The following is a 17,402-nucleotide window of genomic DNA, read 5'->3' as shown; positions in this document are numbered from 1 at the left end:
CAACCACGGTTTTGCAAAGACTTTTCCTACCTATTAGAACAGAGATAGCTGGTTTTGATCCGGTAGTTCTCCTAAACAACCTTGACTGTCTAAATACTCAATAATTGTTTTTGAAATTTTACTGCGCTGCTGTAAATCCTCTTTCGATAAGAACTCGCCATTTTCACGTGCTGCTACGATATTTAGTGCAGCATTTGTACCAAGACCAGGTATTGCATTAAATGGCGGAATCAATGTATCCCCATCAATAATAAAATCAGTTGCACTGGAGCGATATAAATCAACCTTTTGGAATGAATAACCACGTTCACACATTTCTAGCGTCATCTCTAATACTGTTAGTAAACTTTTCTCTTTCGGCGATGCATCTAATCCTTTTTGAGTAATTTCATCAATTTTAGCACGGATGGATGCTGAACCTTTCACCATTGCATCTAAATCAAAATCATCTGCACGAACTGTGAAATATGCCGCATAGAACAAGAGCGCAAAATGCACTTTGAAATATGCGATGCGCACAGCCATTAGTACATATGCCGCCGCATGGGCCTTCGGGAACATGTACTTAATCTTTTTACATGAATCAATATACCATCCTGGCACATTATTATTGCGCATTTCTTCTTCCCACTCTGGAGGCACACCTTTTCCCTTACGTACAGATTCCATAATTTTAAATGCCAAGGATGGTTCTAAGCCTTGGTAAATTAAATACACCATAATATCATCACGACAACCGATTACTTCACTCAGTGTACATGTACCATCATAGATTAACTCATTTGCGTTTCCGAGCCATACATCTGTGCCGTGAGATAACCCCGAAATTTGGACAAGCTCGGAGAATGTGGTTGGCTTCGTTTCTTCTAACATTTGACGAACGAATTTTGTACCAAATTCCGGTATACCAAGCGTACCTGTTTTACAGTTAATTTGCTCTTCTGTTACGCCAAGCGATTCTGTACCTGAGAAAATTTTCATTACTTCTGGATCATCAGTCGGAATTGTCTTTGGATCAACTCCACTCAAATCCTGCAACATACGAATAACTGTCGGATCGTCGTGTCCAAGTATATCAAGTTTTAATAAATTATCATGAATAGAATGGAAATCAAAATGTGTTGTTCTCCATTCGGCATCTAAAGAATCTGCTGGAAATTGAATAGGTGTAAAATCGAAGACATCCATGTAATCTGGGACTACGATAATACCACCTGGATGCTGTCCCGTCGTTCGCTTAACACCTGTACAACCCGCTACAAGACGATCCACTTCTGCTCCTCGTATCGTTAAATTATGATCTGATGCATAGCCTTTCACATAACCATACGCCGTTTTTTCAGCAACTGTACCAATTGTTCCGGCACGATATACATTATCTTCACCAAACAGCACTTTCGTATAGTTATGAGCGCGAGGTTGATATTCTCCCGAGAAGTTTAAATCAATATCCGGAACCTTATCTCCTTTAAAGCCTAGGAACGTTTCGAACGGAATATCATGTCCATCTTTTTTATATGCAGTTCCGCAGTTTGGACAATCTTTATCAGGTAAATCAAATCCAGAACCGACCGAACCATCATTAAAAAACTGTGAGTGTTTACAATTTGGACAAACATAATGCGGTGGCAAAGGATTTACCTCTGTAATCTCCATCATTGTCGCAACAAATGACGAACCAACCGAACCACGTGAGCCAACAAGATAGCCATCAACAAGAGATTTCTTTACTAACTTATGTGAAATCAAATAAATAACAGCAAATCCATGTCCAATAATACTTTTTAATTCTTTTTCCAAACGGGCTTCTACAATTTCTGGGAGTTCATCTCCATAAATACTCCGCGCCATTTCGTAACTCATATCCCGCGTTTCATCGTCTGCACCTTCAATTTTTGGAGTGTAAAGGTCATCTTTTACAGGCTTTACTTCACCTATCATCGATGCGATTTTTTGCGTGTTTGTTACAACAATTTCTTTTGCTTTCTCTTCTCCTAAGAAGGAGAAGCAATCTAGCATTTCATCTGTTGTTCTGAAATATACAGGCGGCAATGAATGACGATTTAATGGGTTTGCTCCGCCTTGCGAACTTACTAAAATTTTACGATACATTGCATCTTCAGGATTTAGATAGTGTACATTTCCTGTTGCAATAACAGGCTTGTCTAATGTCTCACCTAACTTTACTAAGTTGGAAATAATTGTTTTTAATTGACCTTCATCACGAACGAGCTCAAGCTCCACCAAATGTCGTAACACTTCTGGAGGCATAACCTCGATGTAGTCATAAAACTGTGCAACTTCCTCTACTTCTTCTGGTGCCTTTTGCATCATTGCTTCAAATACTTCGCCTTTATCACAAGCTGTACCAACTAATATACCTTCGCGATATTTCTTTAATAAAGAGCGCGGAATACGCGGTACACGGTAGAAGTATTGAAGATGCGCGTAAGAAACAAGTTTATATAAGTTCTTCAGCCCTTCATCCGATGTTGCAAGCAGCGTCACATGACTTGGACGTCCACGTTTATACGCATCACCTTGTCCCATACTGTCATTTAACTGATCGTGATATTCAAATCCTTTTTCGATTACACTTTTTAGCATTTTCACAAGCAAATAACCAGTTGCTTCTGTATCATAAATGGCACGGTGATGTTGTGTTAATTCAATATCAAGCTTTTTACATAACGTATTTAAACGATGATTTTTCATCTCTGGAAATAAGAAACGCGCCAACTCTAACGTATCGATAACTGGGTTTTTCGTTTTTTCTAGACCACTTTTCTTAAATCCAACATTTAAGAACCCCATATCAAAGCTTGCATTATGAGCGACAAGTGTATGATTACCAATCCACTGTTCAAACTTTTTAAACACTTCTTCTACTTCTGGTGCATCCGTTAACATATCGTCCGTAATACCTGTTAATTCGATGATTGTTGCTGATAAAGGTTGATGTGGATTTGCAAAGGATTCAAAACGATCGATAATTTCTCCGCCTTTTATTTTCACAGCAGCAAGCTCAATAACCGTATCATATACGGCTGATAACCCTGTCGTCTCAACGTCGAATACAACATATGTCTCATCAGCAAGTAGTCGATGTTCTTCATTATACGCAATTGGTACACCATCATTAACAAGGTTCGCTTCTACACCAAAAATCACTTTAATTCCCGCTTTTTTCCCAGCAGAATACGCCTCAGGAAAAGCTTGTGCAACAGCATGATCTGTCACCGCTACTGCTTCATGTCCCCATTTTGCCGCTTGACTTACAAGTGTCGATACAGATGTTACAGCATCCATTTGGCTCATCGGAGTATGCATATGAAGCTCTACCCTTTTTTCTCCCTCAGGTGCTTTATCTTTCCGAGACGGCCCTGTTATTTCATTAATATCGTTTGCAATCATGACCAAGTCTCGAACAAACGTATCGTTTTGAACGGATCCACGCGCTTTTACCCACATTCCTTTTTTCAATGATTGCAAAAGCGGAATATCTTCTTTATCGCGTGAGAACATTTTAATCATAATGGAATCGGTATAATCAGTTATCTTTAATGTCAATAACGTACGCCCGCTTCGCAGTTCTTTCGTTTCAACATCAAATACATAACCTTGTAATGTTTTTCTTCTTTCCTCATCTTGAATTTCACGAAGTGGTGTAATTTCTTCATCAGGCTTAATGAGATAACCGAGTACAATCGGCCCCTCGTGTACAACATCACTTTCTTCCGCTTGTTTCTTGGCCATTTCTTCCATGGCTTGTATAACACGCTGTCGATCCTCTTGCTGTGTTTGTTCACGAAACTTTTGAACTTCCTCTTCATTTTGTTTTATATTTGTTTCTAGCTGAAAACGAGGAAATCCAAAAACTTCATATTGGTCTCCGACTGACTTCGCAAGATTTTTCTTTAGCGCCGTAGATTCTAAATCATTATTCACATCAAGTAACAACTTCACTCCGTTTACATGCGGAAGTTGCTTTTTTAAATACGCAAACATAGGCGAGAAAGTAATTCGATCTGTACAGAGCGGCCAATACGCCTTGACCTCTTCTTCCGTAAATTGCTTATTCTCTGTTTCTAGTGAAAATGACGTTTTTGCAATATGAGAAAATGACTGCTTAAGCTGTGTTTCAAGCAATTCATATAATTCTGTTGGTAAAATACGTGGTACTTGTAAATCAAAATGCCAACTCTTATTTGCTTTATCAACAACTAACCTTTGAATGCCACCACCTTGTAAATATTGATTGATAAGGTCTTCAGGCATTTGTAACTGTTGGAGCAAAATTTGAAATCGCTCTTGTTGTTCGTTTGTTAATGACATAAGCAACCTCCTTCCATCTGCTATTATAAATTGAAACGTTCCACAAAGAAAGAGAAGGTACCTCACCTGGAGGTACCTCTTCTTATTTTAAAATATTTGCAATATATGCGTGAAGTTCTTCTACTTTTACTTCTGCAGATTCACTTGTTGCACGTACTTTTACTTCGACAATGCCTTCATCGGCTTTTTTACCAACTGTTACTCGAACTGGAAGACCAAATAAGTCTGCATCAGCAAATTTTACGCCTGCACGTTCTGCACGGTCATCTAATAATACTTCATACCCTTGTTCTCGTAATGAATTGTAAATATTTTCACCGACTTCACGCTGTGCATCAGATTTCATATTTACTGGAATCACATGTACATGGAATGGTGCAACTGCCTTTGGCCAAACTAAGCCATTCTCATCATTAAATTGCTCAGCGATCGCAGCAACTGTACGAGATACACCAATTCCGTAGCAACCCATAATAATTGGTTGTGTTTTACCGTTTTCATCTAAGAATGTCGCATTCATAGATTCACTATAGCGTGTACCAAGTTTAAATACATGTCCCACTTCAATACCGCGAGCAAAGCGAATTGTTCCCTTGCCGTCTGGAGAAAGGTCCCCTTCTTGGATGAAACGTAAATCTGTGTATTGGCTTACTTTAAAGTCACGTTCTGGGTTTACATTCACGTAATGGAAACCTTCTTCATTTGCTCCGCAACATCCATTTACGATAGTTTGTACAGCATGATCAGCAATTACTTCTACTTCTGTTACACCAATTGGACCTAAAGAGCCAACTTCACAGTTTAATAATTCTTTTACTTCTTCATGAGATGCAAGTTCGACAACAGAAGCACCGAATAGGTTTTTCACCTTAACATCGTTTACTTCATGGTCTCCGCGAACAAGAGCAACAATAAATTTCTCATCTACTTTAAAGACCATAGACTTAATACAATTTGATGCCTCAATATTTAAGAACGCAGATACTTCTTCAATTGATTTTTGATCTGGCGTTGCTACTTTTTCAAGCTCTTTTTCTACTTCATCGCTCTTTTCACAAGAAGCAATAACAGGTGCCATCTCAATATTTGCAGCATAATCAGATGTATCAGAATATGCAATTGTATCTTCTCCTACATCTGATAACACCATAAATTCATGTGTATCCTTTCCACCCATTGCTCCAGAGTCAGCGATAACAGCACGGAAATTTAAACCACAACGTGTGAAAATGTTAGAGTACGCTTGGAAAAGACGGTTATATACTTCATCTAAACTCTCTTGCGTCGCGTGGAAGGAATATGCATCCTTCATTAAAAACTCTCTTCCGCGTAGCAAACCAAAACGAGGTCGCTGTTCATCACGGAATTTTGTTTGAATTTGATAAAGTGTTAAAGGTAATTTTTTATATGACTTAATCTCGTCACGCACAAGATCCGTAATAACTTCTTCATGCGTTGCTCCAAGAGCAAACTCACGATTATTTCGATCGTTCATACGCATTAATTCTGAACCATATGAATACCAGCGTCCAGATTCTTGCCATAATTCAGCTGCTTGAAGAGCTGGCATTAATAACTCTACAGCACCAGCTTTCTCCATTTCTTCGCGAACAATATGCTCTACTTTATGCAAAACTTTCAGACCAAGCGGTAAAAAGCTATATATACCCGAAGCATTTTGACGCATAAATCCTGCGCGTAATAGAAGCTGATGGCTTTTAATTTCCGCATCAGCTGGTACTTCACGCAATGTAGGACTAAATATCATACTTTGTTTCATTTCATAGCACCTCTTTTATAAGAAAAACTTCCGTATATCATTCCATGTCACAACTAACATAAGTAACATCAATAAAGCAAAACCAATAAAGTGAACCATTCCTTCTTTTTGACGATCAATCGGTTTTCCGCGGAGCGCTTCAATTAAGAAGAAGAAAAGGCGTCCCCCGTCTAGTGCAGGAATAGGTAATAAGTTAAACAAACCAAGATTTATACTTAAAACAGCTGTTAAACTAAGAACACGAATAGTACCATACTCTACAACTTGACCTGTTAAATTATAAATCCCCACTGGGCCAGATAAATCATTTATAGAGAAATGTCCTGTAATTAGCTGCATAAGGGAACCAAAAATGAGTTTTGTCCACTTATATGTTTCATCAAATCCTGCTTTAATTGAACCAAATAGAGACTTCTCAACAGGCGATTGCACTCCAATTCTACCAACTGTAACGTCCCCTTCTTTTTCAGCAGCAGGAGTAACTTGTATCGTTACTTTTTGACTATCACGTGTTACATTCATCGTAATTTCTTTTCCAGGATTTTCACGAACGATATTCACTACATCTTTCCAACTATTTGTTGGTTCATTATTAATGGACGTAACGATGTCATCTTCATGTAATCCAGCTTTCTGCGCCACGCTACCAGATACCACTTTTCCAATCATTGGTTTATCTACAGGAATTCCTTGTACAAAACCAATGATAATAAATAAAACGAAAGCAAGAACAAAGTTCATTGCTGGACCAGCAACAATAGCAAGCGCTCGTTGTCCTAACGTTTTTGAGCCAAATTGCCTATTAAACGGCGCAATCTGTGTCTCCTCTCCTGCTGAAACGTAACGAGCTTTCTCGTGAACCCGAAATGTTTGTAAATCTTCTTCATACTCTTCATATCCAGATATGATTAGCTTATGTTCCAAGTCAGCTTGTTCCACTTCAACAACACGAACATTTGGATATTTTTCACGATTATCCAAAACAATTTTCGTAACCTCTTCTTTTTCGTTTAACACAAGTCCAACTTTTGTACCCGGTTTTAGTTCAATTGTTTCTGGATCCTCTCCAGCCATTCGTACATAACCACCAAGTGGAAGTAAACGAACTGTATAAACTGTTTCATTTTTTTCAAACGAGAACAATTTTGGACCAAAACCAATGGCAAATTCACGACACAAAATGCCAGCACGTTTGGCAAAGTACAAATGTCCAAGTTCATGGAAAAACACGAGTGCACCGAAAATTAAAATAAAGGTAATCGCTGTATTCAAGTTCCATAACCACCTTTGCTAAATTTGTTCCATCACAAATCGTCTTGTGGCAGCATCGATTTCCTGAATTTCTTCTAAGCTTGGACGCGCAATGACATTGTGATGGTGCATTGCTTTTTCAATGAGGTCTTCTACTGTTAAGAAACTGATTTTCTTTTGCAGAAAAGCTTCTACAGCGGCTTCATTAGCTGCATTCATCACAGTTGGCATACTTCCTCCCGTTTTCCCAGCTTCATATGCAAATCGAAGGCAACGGAAACGTTCCATATCCATTGTTTGAAAATGTAATGTTCCAATTTCCCATAAATTCAGCTGTTTAGCGTTTGGAAGTGAAAAACGATCAGGGTAAGTAAGTGCATATTGAATTGGAACACGCATATCTGGTGTACCAAGCTGCGCCATTACACTGCGATCTTCAAACTCAACCATTGAGTGAATGATACTTTCTTTATGTAATACAACATCGATTTGCTCATAAGAGATATTAAAAAGCCAATGCGCTTCGATAACCTCTAGTCCCTTATTCATCATTGTAGCAGAATCAATTGTAATTTTCGAACCCATAGACCAGTTTGGATGACGAAGTGCATCTTCTACTGTCACATGCTGAAGTTCATTCCTCGTTTTATCTCGGAAACTTCCACCTGATGCTGTCAAAATTAATCGAGAAATACGCTTCTCATTTTCTCCGTTTAAGCATTGAAAAATAGCAGAGTGCTCACTATCTACAGGAAGTAAAGGTACGTTATGCTTTTTTGCAGCTTCCATAACTAAATGCCCTGCTGTTACTAATGTTTCTTTATTTGCAATTGCAATCGTTTTTTTCGCCTCAATTGCTCGTAATGTCGGTAGTAATCCGACACTACCAACAACAGCGTTTACAAGTATTTCTGCATCTGGATGAAGTGCAACTTCAAGCAGCCCTTCATCTCCATATACAATTTTCGTATTTCCACAAACTGTTTGTAATCGCCAAGCATCTTCCTTTTGTTGTACAGACACAATCTCAGGAGAAAACTCTTGAATCATTTGCTGAGCAAACTCAATGTTTCTCCCAACAGAAAAAGCAACGAGACGGAATTGGTCTTGGTGCGAGCGCAATACATCTAATGTTTGCGTTCCAATTGATCCACTTGCACCTAATAAACTAATGGTTTTCATTACTCCAACTCCTCGTTCGTTCATTAAATGAAATGTAAGAAATGTAATAACGGTAATACAAATAACCAGCTGTCAGTTCGATCGAGAATACCACCGTGTCCTGGTAAAATTGTACCTGAATCTTTCACACCATAATGACGTTTAAATGCAGATTCTACTAAGTCTCCAATTTGGCCAAATACCGATATTGCAGTTGTAACTGCAATAAGGACACTTATATTTGAATGAACCGGTAAAAATACATTATACACAAGAGCAACAACAATTCCACATAAAATACCGCCGATAGAACCTTCTATCGTTTTATTTGGACTAATTTCTGGCCAAAGTTTGCGTTTCCCGATTGCTTTTCCAATAAAGTAAGCACCAGAATCCGTTGCCCAAATCACAAACAATGCATAAAATACATATTGAATTCCTGCAATACGAGTTTCATTCAAATAAAGGAACCCCATTGCAACATAAGTTGTTGCCATCAATAAAAATGCAGCATTGTCAAAAGTAAATGTATTCTTAGAAAGGACAGTATATGATAAAAGCAATAAGACAATTACAAATGTAATGTCCCCTTTCGTTAAACCAATTGTTTCAAATACGCCCGTTACATTACTTGGAACTAAAATAGTCCACAGCAATAATGCTGCTAAAACTGTTGGCACAGAAATAATCGTTAGCTTATTCATTCGAATTAATTCATATAATCCAACAGAAGCTAATGCATACACTAAAATTGTAAAAGGCACGCCACCGTAAAATACGATGGGAATGAATAGCGCGGCAGCAATCACTCCAGTAATTATTCTCTGTTTCACTACCAAACCCTCTCTTTCTACACGCCTCCAAATCTGCGACCTCTATTTTGGAAGTCAGTAATAGACTGTAATAAATGTTCTTCTGTAAAATCCGGCCAATTTACATCGGTAAACCAAAGTTCTGTATAAGCAATTTGCCATAGCATAAAATTACTAATACGGATTTCACCGCTTGTTCGGATTAGTAAATCAGGATCAGGCAATGTTCTTGTCATTAAATACGAAGAAATAGTATCTTCTGTTATTTCTGCAGAACGAAGTTTTCCTTCTTCACTATCCCTAACCATATTTTGCACAGCAGACACAATTTCATCACGACTTCCATAGTTTAACGCAAAATTTAAGATTAAACCCGTGTTATCTTTCGTATCTTCAATCGCTTTTTCCAGCGCCCTGCGCGTGTGAGTTGGAAGACGATCCTTTTGTCCTATCACACGTACTTGTACATTTTCTTCAATGAGCTCTGGCAAAAATGCACCTAAAAATTCTTCAGGAAGTTTCATTAAATAATCCACTTCTAATTTCGGTCTTTTCCAGTTCTCTGTAGAAAAGGCGTAAAGGGTCAGTACTTTAACACCGAGCTTACTAGCAAATTTCGTAATTTTCTTTACGACTTGCATTCCTTCATGATGACCTGCAATACGAGGCATCGCCCTTCTTTTCGCCCATCTTCCATTACCATCCATAATGATTGCAATATGCGCTGGAATTTCTCCTTTTTTTGCTTCTTCTACGAGATGATCAAACGACGCGATCTTATTGCCTTTAAAAAAAGGAAGTTTTTTAAACATCATTCAAACCCTCCAACGAGCAGACATATGCCTAAAAGTGTAAAAAGACCCCCTTAAGAAGAGGGTCATATTTGCGAAAGCTTCGCGATTACACTTCCATAATTTCTTTTTCTTTGTTTTTTGTAATATCGTCAACTTTTGCGATATATTTATCCGTTTCTTTTTGGATATCTTCTGTGTACCCTCTTAAATCATCTTCTGTAATTTCACCGTTTTTCTCAAGTTTTTTCAACTCATCATTTGCATCACGGCGAACGTTACGAACAGCTACTTTTGCATCTTCAGAATATTTTTTCACAACTTTCACAAGTTCACGACGACGTTCTTCCGTTAATGCAGGGAATGCAATACGAATGACAGAACCATCATTAGAAGGATTTAATCCTAAGTCAGCTTTTAAAATTGCTTTTTCAATATCACCGATAGATGTCTTATCGTATGGCTGAATAACTAGTAAACGTGCTTCTGGCACTGTAATATTTGCTAATTGTACAACAGGTGTTGGTGCACCGTAGTAATCTACTTGTACTTTATCTAATACAGAAGCACTTGCGCGTCCTGCACGAACTGTTGAAAGTTCACGAGAATATGCAGCGGTTGCTTTTTCCATTTTTTCTTTTGTATTGCTTAAAACTTGTTGTCCCATTATTATTTCCCCCTCACAATTGTTCCAATATTTTCGCCCAGAACAGCGCGTTTAATGTTGCCTTCTTCCATAATGGAGAATACAATTAACGGAATATCATTATCCATACATAGAGAAGAAGCTGTAGAATCCATTACACCCAAGCCTTCTTTCAAGACATCTAAATATGTAAGTGATTCGTATTTTGTTGCTGTTTCATCAACAGTTGGATCTGCACTATATACGCCATCTACATTATTTTTCGCCATTAAAATAACATCTGCCTCAATCTCAGCTGCACGTAGTGCTGCAGTTGTATCAGTAGAGAAGTAAGGGTTTCCTGTACCTGCAGCAAAAATAACAACACGTTTTTTCTCTAAATGACGATTTGCTTTACGGCGAATATAAGGTTCCGCCACTTGACGCATTTCAATAGAAGTTTGTACACGTGTTTGAACTCCTAAATTCTCTAAGCTGTCTTGAAGAGCTAAAGAGTTCATTACCGTTGCTAACATTCCCATATAATCAGCCGTTGCACGATCCATTCCCATTTCGCTACCAATCTTACCGCGCCAAATGTTACCACCGCCAACAACAACTGCTACTTCTACGTCTAACTCAGCAATTTCTTTCACTTGCTCAGCAACCGACTTAATAACAGACGGATTAATTCCAAATCCTTTATCTCCAGCTAAAGCTTCCCCGCTCAGCTTTAATACTACACGATTATATTTTGGCTTACTCATAATGAACCTCCATTGCCTACATCTTTATTTTAAAAAAGGGAACACAATGTGTCCCCCAATCTTTATTAGTTGCTGCCTTTTACTTGGTTCATTACTTCTTCAGCAAAGTTGTCTTGACGCTTTTCAATACCTTCACCAACAGCGTAGCGAACGAATCCTTTTAATGTGCCGCCTTTAGACTCAACGAACTGACGAACTTTCATATCAGGATTTTTAACGAATGCTTGGTCAAGTAAGCAAATCTCTTCGAAGAATTTGCCAAGACGACCTTCAACCATTTTCGCAACGATTTTTTCTGGCTTGCCTTCGTTTAAAGCTTGTTGTGTTAATACTTGACGCTCATGCTCAACTTCTTCAGCTGTTACAGCATCGCGGTCGATGTATTTAGGGTTAACTGCTGCAATGTGCATTGCTACATCTTTAGCAGCTGCTTCATCTGCAGAACCTTCAAGAACTGTTAATACACCAATGCGTCCACCCATGTGTAGGTAAGCACCGAATGCATCTGCATCAGTTTTTGATACGATTTCAAAACGACGAAGTGTAAGTTTTTCACCAATTTTAGCGATTGCTTCGTTGATGTGCTCTTCTACTGTTTTGCCGTTTGCAATTGTTTGAGCCATAGCTTCTTCAATGTTAGCAGGTTTGTTAGCTAATAAGTGAGCAGCTAATTCTTTAATTAATGTTTGGAAACCTTCGTTTTTCGCAACGAAATCAGTTTCAGAGTTTAATTCTAAGATTAAACCGTCGTTACCGTTTGTTTCGATGAAAGTTAAACCTTCAGCAGCGATGCGGTCTGCTTTTTTAGCAGCTTTTGCAATACCTTTTTCACGTAAGAAATCAATTGCTTTCTCCATGTCGCCGTTAGTTTCTGTTAAAGCTTTTTTGCAGTCCATCATACCTGCGCCAGTTTTTTCACGAAGTTCTTTTACCATTTGTGCAGTGATTGCCATACTTTTCATCCTCCTAAAATATGTATTTATACCTTTTAAAAAGGTGTTTATACCTTAAAAAAGGTGATAAAAGGCCGAACCCCTTATCACCTTTCCAAATTTGTTACGCAGTAACAGTTTCTTCACCTTGTTTTGCTTCAAGGATCGCGTCTGCCATTTTAGATGTAAGAAGTTTTACAGCACGAATTGCATCATCGTTTGCTGGAATTACGTGATCGATTTCGTCTGGATCACAGTTTGTATCAACGATACCGATGATTGGAATGTTTAATTTGCGTGCTTCAGCAACTGCGATACGCTCTTTACGAGGGTCTACTACGAATAATGCATCTGGAAGACCTTTCATATCTTTAATGCCGCCTAAGAATTTTTCAAGACGCTCTAATTCTTTCTTAAGTTGTACAACTTCTTTCTTAGGAAGTACTTCGAAAGTGCCATCTTCTTGCATTCTTTCGATGTCTTTAAGGCGTTTAATACGCTTTTGAATTGTTTGGAAGTTTGTTAACGTACCACCTAACCAACGTTGGTTAACGAAGTACATACCAGCGCGAGTTGCTTCTTCTTTAATAGCATCTTGTGCTTGTTTTTTTGTACCTACGAATAATACGTTACCGCCGTTAGCAGCGATGTCTCTCATTACGTTGAATGCTTCTTCAACTTTTTTCACAGTTTTTTGTAAGTCGATGATGTAGATACCGTTACGCTCTGTGAAAATGTAACGTTTCATTTTTGGGTTCCAACGACGAGTTTGATGTCCGAAGTGAACACCAGCTTCAAGCAATTGCTTCATAGAAATTACTGACATAATTTAGTTCCTCCTAAATGGTTTTTGATATCCTCCGTTCACTTCATCTTTAAGCGAAACTACAAGCGTAGCACCAACACTTAAATCAATGAACGTGTGTACTTTGTACTGACACCACTGACAACTATATCACAACAAAATATCACAATCAAGTCGAAAATACAGACATTATGAAACTTTCTTTTCAGTTACTTATTTTTACTATCGAATCATATTACAGTATTGCCATTCTCCCTTATTTCTAAGCTATTTTAATGATAAAGCGTCCCCCTCATTAGAAATTTTTTCTGCTGAGAACACTAAAAAAGAGCTCTTCTGCACTATACAGAAGAGCTCTTAGTCTTTTGAAATTAGTTTGTTTTTAATTTCGCAAGTTCATGTAAAAATTTATCATTTAATACTTTAATGTATGTTCCTTTCATACCTAAAGAACGAGATTCGATTACACCAGCACTTTCTAACTTACGAAGTGCGTTTACGATTACAGAACGCGTAATACCTACACGATCAGCAATTTTACTTGCAACAAGTAAGCCTTCTGTTCCATTTAATTCTTCGAAAATATGCTCAATTGCTTCTAATTCACTGTATGATAATGAGCTAATTGCCATTTGTACAACCGCTTTACTACGTGCTTCTTCTTCAATTTCTTCTGCTTTTTCACGTAGAATTTCCATACCTACTACAGTAGAACTATATTCAGCAAGAATTAAATCATCATCTAAAAATTCTTGACCAAGACGCGCTAATACTAATGTACCTAGACGCTCACCACCGCCAACGATTGGTACGATAGTTGTTAAACCTTGACCAAATAACTCTCTGTTTTCTACAGGGAACGCTGTATACTCACTGTTTACTTCTAGGTTTGGAGACGTTTCAGTTACATTGAATAAGTTCTTTGTATACTCTTCTGGGAATTGACGCTCAGCAAGCATTTGTTTCATGCGCTCATTTTCGATTTGTTGGTGAATTGCATATCCTAATAATTTTCCACGACGACTTACAATAAATACGTTCGCTTCAATTACTTCACACATTGTGTCAGCCATTTCTCTAAAGTTTACTGGTTTTCCTGCTGCGCTCTGTAATAACGCATTCAGCTTTCTTGTTTTTGCTAATAATTCCATTTCAAAATTTCCTCCTACATATTATTCACATACTTTTACTCTCTTGGAAACTAGGGCGAGTCACCTGATGATACTATTACAAAATAAACTGGCTCACATCTTTATTTTTAGCAATCGTCGCTAACTTTTCCTCTACATACTGAGGTGTTATCGTTACCTTTTCTAACGTAATTTCAGATGCTTCAAACGATAAATCTTCAAGAAGCTTTTCCATAATAGTATGAAGCCTTCTTGCTCCAATATTATCTGTATCTTGATTGACTTGATAGGCAATCTCGGCAATCTTACGAATAGCTTCGTCAGAAAATTCAATTTCTATACCTTCCGTTTCCAATAATGCTATATATTGTTTTGCCAAAGCATTATCTGGCTCTACAAGGATTTTCTCAAAATCATCTGCTGACAATTTCGTTAACTCTACTCGAATCGGGAATCTTCCTTGTAGTTCTGGAATTAAATCTGACGGCTTTGACATATGAAAAGCGCCCGCTGCAATAAATAAAACGTAATCAGTTCTTATCGGTCCATACTTTGTCACAACAGTCGATCCTTCCACAATCGGTAAGATATCCCGCTGTACGCCTTCACGTGATACATCAACGCTATTCGATTGTTTACCAGCAATTTTGTCAATCTCATCAATAAAAATAATTCCAAGCTGTTCAGCACGATAAACAGCCTCTTGTGTAACTTCATCCATATCAATTAAGCGCTGTGCTTCTTCATTTGTCAAGACTTTTCTCGCTTCTTTTACAGAAAGTTTACGTTTCTTCGTTTTTTTCGGCATAAAACTTCCAAGCGCATCTTGAAAATTCATGCCCATTTGTTCCATTCCTGTACCTTGAAGCATATCGAACATAGATGATTGTTGTTCTGTCACTTCGATTGTAATCGCTTCATCTTCTAATAAACCTGCAGCAAGCTGCTTTTCTACTTCTTTTCGTTTCTGCTCAACTTCCCGCTCATCCTGCTGCTCCGATGCTGGAGTTGTGCTTTGATTTTGATATCCGCCAAATAACATCTCTAACGGATTTTTAAACCCTGACTCTTTTTGTTTATACGGTACTAAAATTTCAACAATCCGCTGGTTCGCTTGCTCTTCCGCTTTATCTTTAACATGAACCATTTTTTCTTCTTTCACAATTCGAACAGAAGTTTCCACAAGATCACGAACCATAGATTCAACATCACGGCCAACATAGCCTACTTCTGTAAATTTTGTCGCCTCTACTTTAATAAAGGGAGCACCGACAAGCTTTGCGATTCGTCTCGCCACTTCTGTTTTCCCGACCCCAGTCGGCCCAATCATTAAGATATTTTTGGGTGCAATTTCATCGCGAAGTCCTTCCGCTAACTTACTACGGCGATAACGATTTCGGAGCGCTACTGCAACCGCTTTTTTCGCATCTCTTTGACCAATAATATATTGATCTAGCTTCTCTACAATTTGTCGCGGAGTAAAATGTAAATGCATATAAAACGCCTCCCTTACAGTTCTACAATTCTTCCACAATAATATTTTCGTTCGTATATACACAAATATTGCTAGCGATTTCTAAACTTGCTTTCGCAATTTCTCTTGCTGTAAAATGATCACCTGCATGCTGTTTTAAAGCACGCCCTGCTGCAAGTGCATAATGCCCACCAGATCCAATCGCTAAAATGCCATCATCAGGTTCAATCACTTCACCTGTCCCTGAAACAAGTAACAACGTATTTTTATCCATAACAATTAACATTGCCTCTAATTGGCGAAGCATTTTATCTCCTCGCCACTGCTTTGCCATTTCTACAGCAGCCCGCTGCAAATTACCGTTGTACTCTTCAAGCTTCCCTTCGAACATCTCAAATAACGTAAAAGCATCTGCGACAGAACCCGCAAAACCAGCTAACACTTTACCGTGAAATAGCTTTCGAACTTTACGAGCTGTATGCTTCATAACAACAGCATTCCCAAGCGTAACTTGCCCGTCTCCAGCCATTGCACATTCTCCATTATGGTGAATTGCAAATATCGTTGTAGCATGGAAATTTCCCATAGAAAAAACTCCTTTATTTGTTTTTATAGCTTTTAAAAGCAATTTATGCGCGTGGATGATGCATCATGTAAACAGAACGCAACCTTTCCTTTGAGACATGCGTATAAATTTGTGTTGCCGATAAATTTTCATGCCCTAATAGCTCTTGTACAGTTCGTAAGTCTGCCCCTTCATTTAACATATGAGTCGCAAATGTATGTCTTAACATATGAGGGCTTATATTCATTGTAAGGGAAGTTTTTTTTATTAGTTCATTTAAAATATATCGAACGCCCCGATCTGTTAACGGTGTACCTTTCGCATTTAAAAACACCATTTGGGAGTATTTCTCCGATTTTTTCTCCAATCGTTTTCTCCCATTTTCTATGTAAGTTAGTAAAGCATCTTGTGCATAACTCCCAAAGGGAACATAGCGCTGTTTCCTTCCTTTCCCTGTCACCAAAATCGTCCCAGTTGAAAAATCAATATCCGTAAGTTGAAGTTTCACACATTCACTGACACGAATACCCGTCGCATACATGAGCTCCAATAAAGCTTGATCTCGCTGTCCTAACGGCTTGGCAGTATCAGAAACCTCAAATAACTGCTCTAATTCTTCAACGTACAAAAATTTTGGGATTGACCATTCTTTTTTAGGAAGTGACGCAAGTGCAAATGGATTATCTTCCCGATATCCTTCACGCATCAAAAAACGGTACAGACTTCGTAAACTCGAGATCTTTCGCGCTACAGATTTCCTTGCTAACTTTTCATTATGCAAAGTGGTTAAATATAAACGAACATCAACATACGTAATGTCCGAAAAAGAGGAAATACCTTCTCGCTTCATAAATTGTACAAAATGTTCTAAATCATTTTGATAACTTTCAACTGTATATTTTGAATAATTTCTTTCAATTTGTAAATATCCGACGAATAATTGTAACATTTTATTCACATGTTTATCCATACTC

Annotated in this window: 14 protein-coding genes; all 14 read right to left on the bottom strand. The window is 38.1% G+C overall.

From position 1 onward, the window contains the following. Positions 1-33: 33 nt before the first annotated feature. A complete protein-coding gene (locus tag CN326_RS14385) occupies positions 34-4,335 on the bottom strand; it encodes a PolC-type DNA polymerase III (protein WP_098309696.1) in 4,302 nt (1,433 codons plus the stop codon). 82 nt (positions 4,336-4,417) lie between these two features. Beyond that, positions 4,418-6,115, bottom strand: a complete 1,698-nt coding sequence (locus CN326_RS14380) for a proline--tRNA ligase (protein ID WP_098309695.1) — start codon at positions 6,113-6,115, stop codon at positions 4,418-4,420. Positions 6,116-6,130: 15 nt separating this feature from the next. After that, a complete protein-coding gene (gene rseP / locus CN326_RS14375; protein ID WP_098309694.1) occupies positions 6,131-7,387 on the bottom strand; it encodes an RIP metalloprotease RseP in 1,257 nt (418 codons plus the stop codon). Between the two features lie 18 nt (positions 7,388-7,405). Beyond that, positions 7,406-8,548: a 1-deoxy-D-xylulose-5-phosphate reductoisomerase gene (dxr, locus tag CN326_RS14370; RefSeq protein WP_098309693.1), complete on the bottom strand. Its 1,143-nt coding sequence runs from the start codon at positions 8,546-8,548 to the stop codon at positions 7,406-7,408. A gap of 23 nt (positions 8,549-8,571) precedes the next feature. Continuing rightward, positions 8,572-9,360, bottom strand: a complete 789-nt coding sequence (locus tag CN326_RS14365) for a phosphatidate cytidylyltransferase (protein ID WP_098309692.1) — start codon at positions 9,358-9,360, stop codon at positions 8,572-8,574. Positions 9,361-9,377: 17 nt separating this feature from the next. Next, entirely contained in the window at positions 9,378-10,154 is a 777-nt protein-coding gene (locus tag CN326_RS14360; RefSeq protein WP_098309691.1) for an undecaprenyl pyrophosphate synthase, read from the bottom strand. Between the two features lie 85 nt (positions 10,155-10,239). After that, a complete protein-coding gene (frr, locus tag CN326_RS14355) occupies positions 10,240-10,797 on the bottom strand; it encodes a ribosome recycling factor (protein WP_098309690.1) in 558 nt (185 codons plus the stop codon). Between the two features lie 2 nt (positions 10,798-10,799). Next, complete coding sequence (gene pyrH, locus CN326_RS14350; protein WP_098309689.1) at positions 10,800-11,522, bottom strand: UMP kinase; 723 nt, start codon at positions 11,520-11,522, stop codon at positions 10,800-10,802. Between the two features lie 65 nt (positions 11,523-11,587). Further along, positions 11,588-12,475 (bottom strand): translation elongation factor Ts, encoded by an 888-nt coding sequence (gene tsf, locus CN326_RS14345; protein ID WP_098309688.1) that lies wholly within the window; start codon positions 12,473-12,475, stop codon positions 11,588-11,590. Positions 12,476-12,578: 103 nt separating this feature from the next. Then, positions 12,579-13,280, bottom strand: coding sequence for a 30S ribosomal protein S2 (gene rpsB / locus CN326_RS14340; protein ID WP_090912758.1), 702 nt, complete (start codon positions 13,278-13,280; stop codon positions 12,579-12,581). 350 nt (positions 13,281-13,630) lie between these two features. Then, positions 13,631-14,410, bottom strand: a complete 780-nt coding sequence (codY, locus tag CN326_RS14335; RefSeq protein WP_020059163.1) for a GTP-sensing pleiotropic transcriptional regulator CodY — start codon at positions 14,408-14,410, stop codon at positions 13,631-13,633. Positions 14,411-14,486: 76 nt separating this feature from the next. Next, positions 14,487-15,884, bottom strand: coding sequence for an ATP-dependent protease ATPase subunit HslU (gene hslU, locus CN326_RS14330; RefSeq protein ID WP_098309687.1), 1,398 nt, complete (start codon positions 15,882-15,884; stop codon positions 14,487-14,489). Positions 15,885-15,906: 22 nt separating this feature from the next. Continuing rightward, positions 15,907-16,449 (bottom strand): ATP-dependent protease subunit HslV, encoded by a 543-nt coding sequence (gene hslV, locus CN326_RS14325; protein ID WP_098309686.1) that lies wholly within the window; start codon positions 16,447-16,449, stop codon positions 15,907-15,909. Positions 16,450-16,492: 43 nt separating this feature from the next. Then, positions 16,493-17,398: a tyrosine recombinase XerC gene (gene xerC, locus CN326_RS14320; RefSeq protein WP_098309685.1), complete on the bottom strand. Its 906-nt coding sequence runs from the start codon at positions 17,396-17,398 to the stop codon at positions 16,493-16,495. Between the last annotated feature and the right edge of the window lie 4 nt (positions 17,399-17,402).

This window comes from Bacillus sp. AFS018417 (assembly GCF_002560985.1).
GTDB classification, from domain to species: Bacteria; Bacillota; Bacilli; order Bacillales; family Bacillaceae_G; genus Bacillus_A; species Bacillus_A rhizoplanae.
Note: the sequence above shows the minus strand (reverse complement) of the source record. Positions and strands in the feature narration are given on the sequence as shown.

Excerpts from the sequence above, each read along its gene's own strand:
- CN326_RS14385 (WP_098309696.1), bottom strand. The coding sequence starts at position 4,335 with ATGTCATTAACAAACGAACAACAAGAGCGATTTCAAATTTTGCTCCAA.
- CN326_RS14380 (WP_098309695.1), bottom strand. The coding sequence starts at position 6,115 with ATGAAACAAAGTATGATATTTAGTCCTACATTGCGTGAAGTACCAGCT.
- dxr (WP_098309693.1), bottom strand. The coding sequence starts at position 8,548 with ATGAAAACCATTAGTTTATTAGGTGCAAGTGGATCAATTGGAACGCAA.
- CN326_RS14360 (WP_098309691.1), bottom strand. The coding sequence starts at position 10,154 with ATGATGTTTAAAAAACTTCCTTTTTTTAAAGGCAATAAGATCGCGTCG.
- frr (WP_098309690.1), bottom strand. The coding sequence starts at position 10,797 with ATGGGACAACAAGTTTTAAGCAATACAAAAGAAAAAATGGAAAAAGCA.
- pyrH (WP_098309689.1), bottom strand. The coding sequence starts at position 11,522 with ATGAGTAAGCCAAAATATAATCGTGTAGTATTAAAGCTGAGCGGGGAA.
- tsf (WP_098309688.1), bottom strand. The coding sequence starts at position 12,475 with ATGGCAATCACTGCACAAATGGTAAAAGAACTTCGTGAAAAAACTGGC.
- rpsB (WP_090912758.1), bottom strand. The coding sequence starts at position 13,280 with ATGTCAGTAATTTCTATGAAGCAATTGCTTGAAGCTGGTGTTCACTTC.
- codY (WP_020059163.1), bottom strand. The coding sequence starts at position 14,410 with ATGGAATTATTAGCAAAAACAAGAAAGCTGAATGCGTTATTACAGAGC.
- hslU (WP_098309687.1), bottom strand. The coding sequence starts at position 15,884 with ATGCATTTACATTTTACTCCGCGACAAATTGTAGAGAAGCTAGATCAA.
- hslV (WP_098309686.1), bottom strand. The coding sequence starts at position 16,449 with ATGGGAAATTTCCATGCTACAACGATATTTGCAATTCACCATAATGGA.
- xerC (WP_098309685.1), bottom strand. The coding sequence starts at position 17,398 with ATGGATAAACATGTGAATAAAATGTTACAATTATTCGTCGGATATTTA.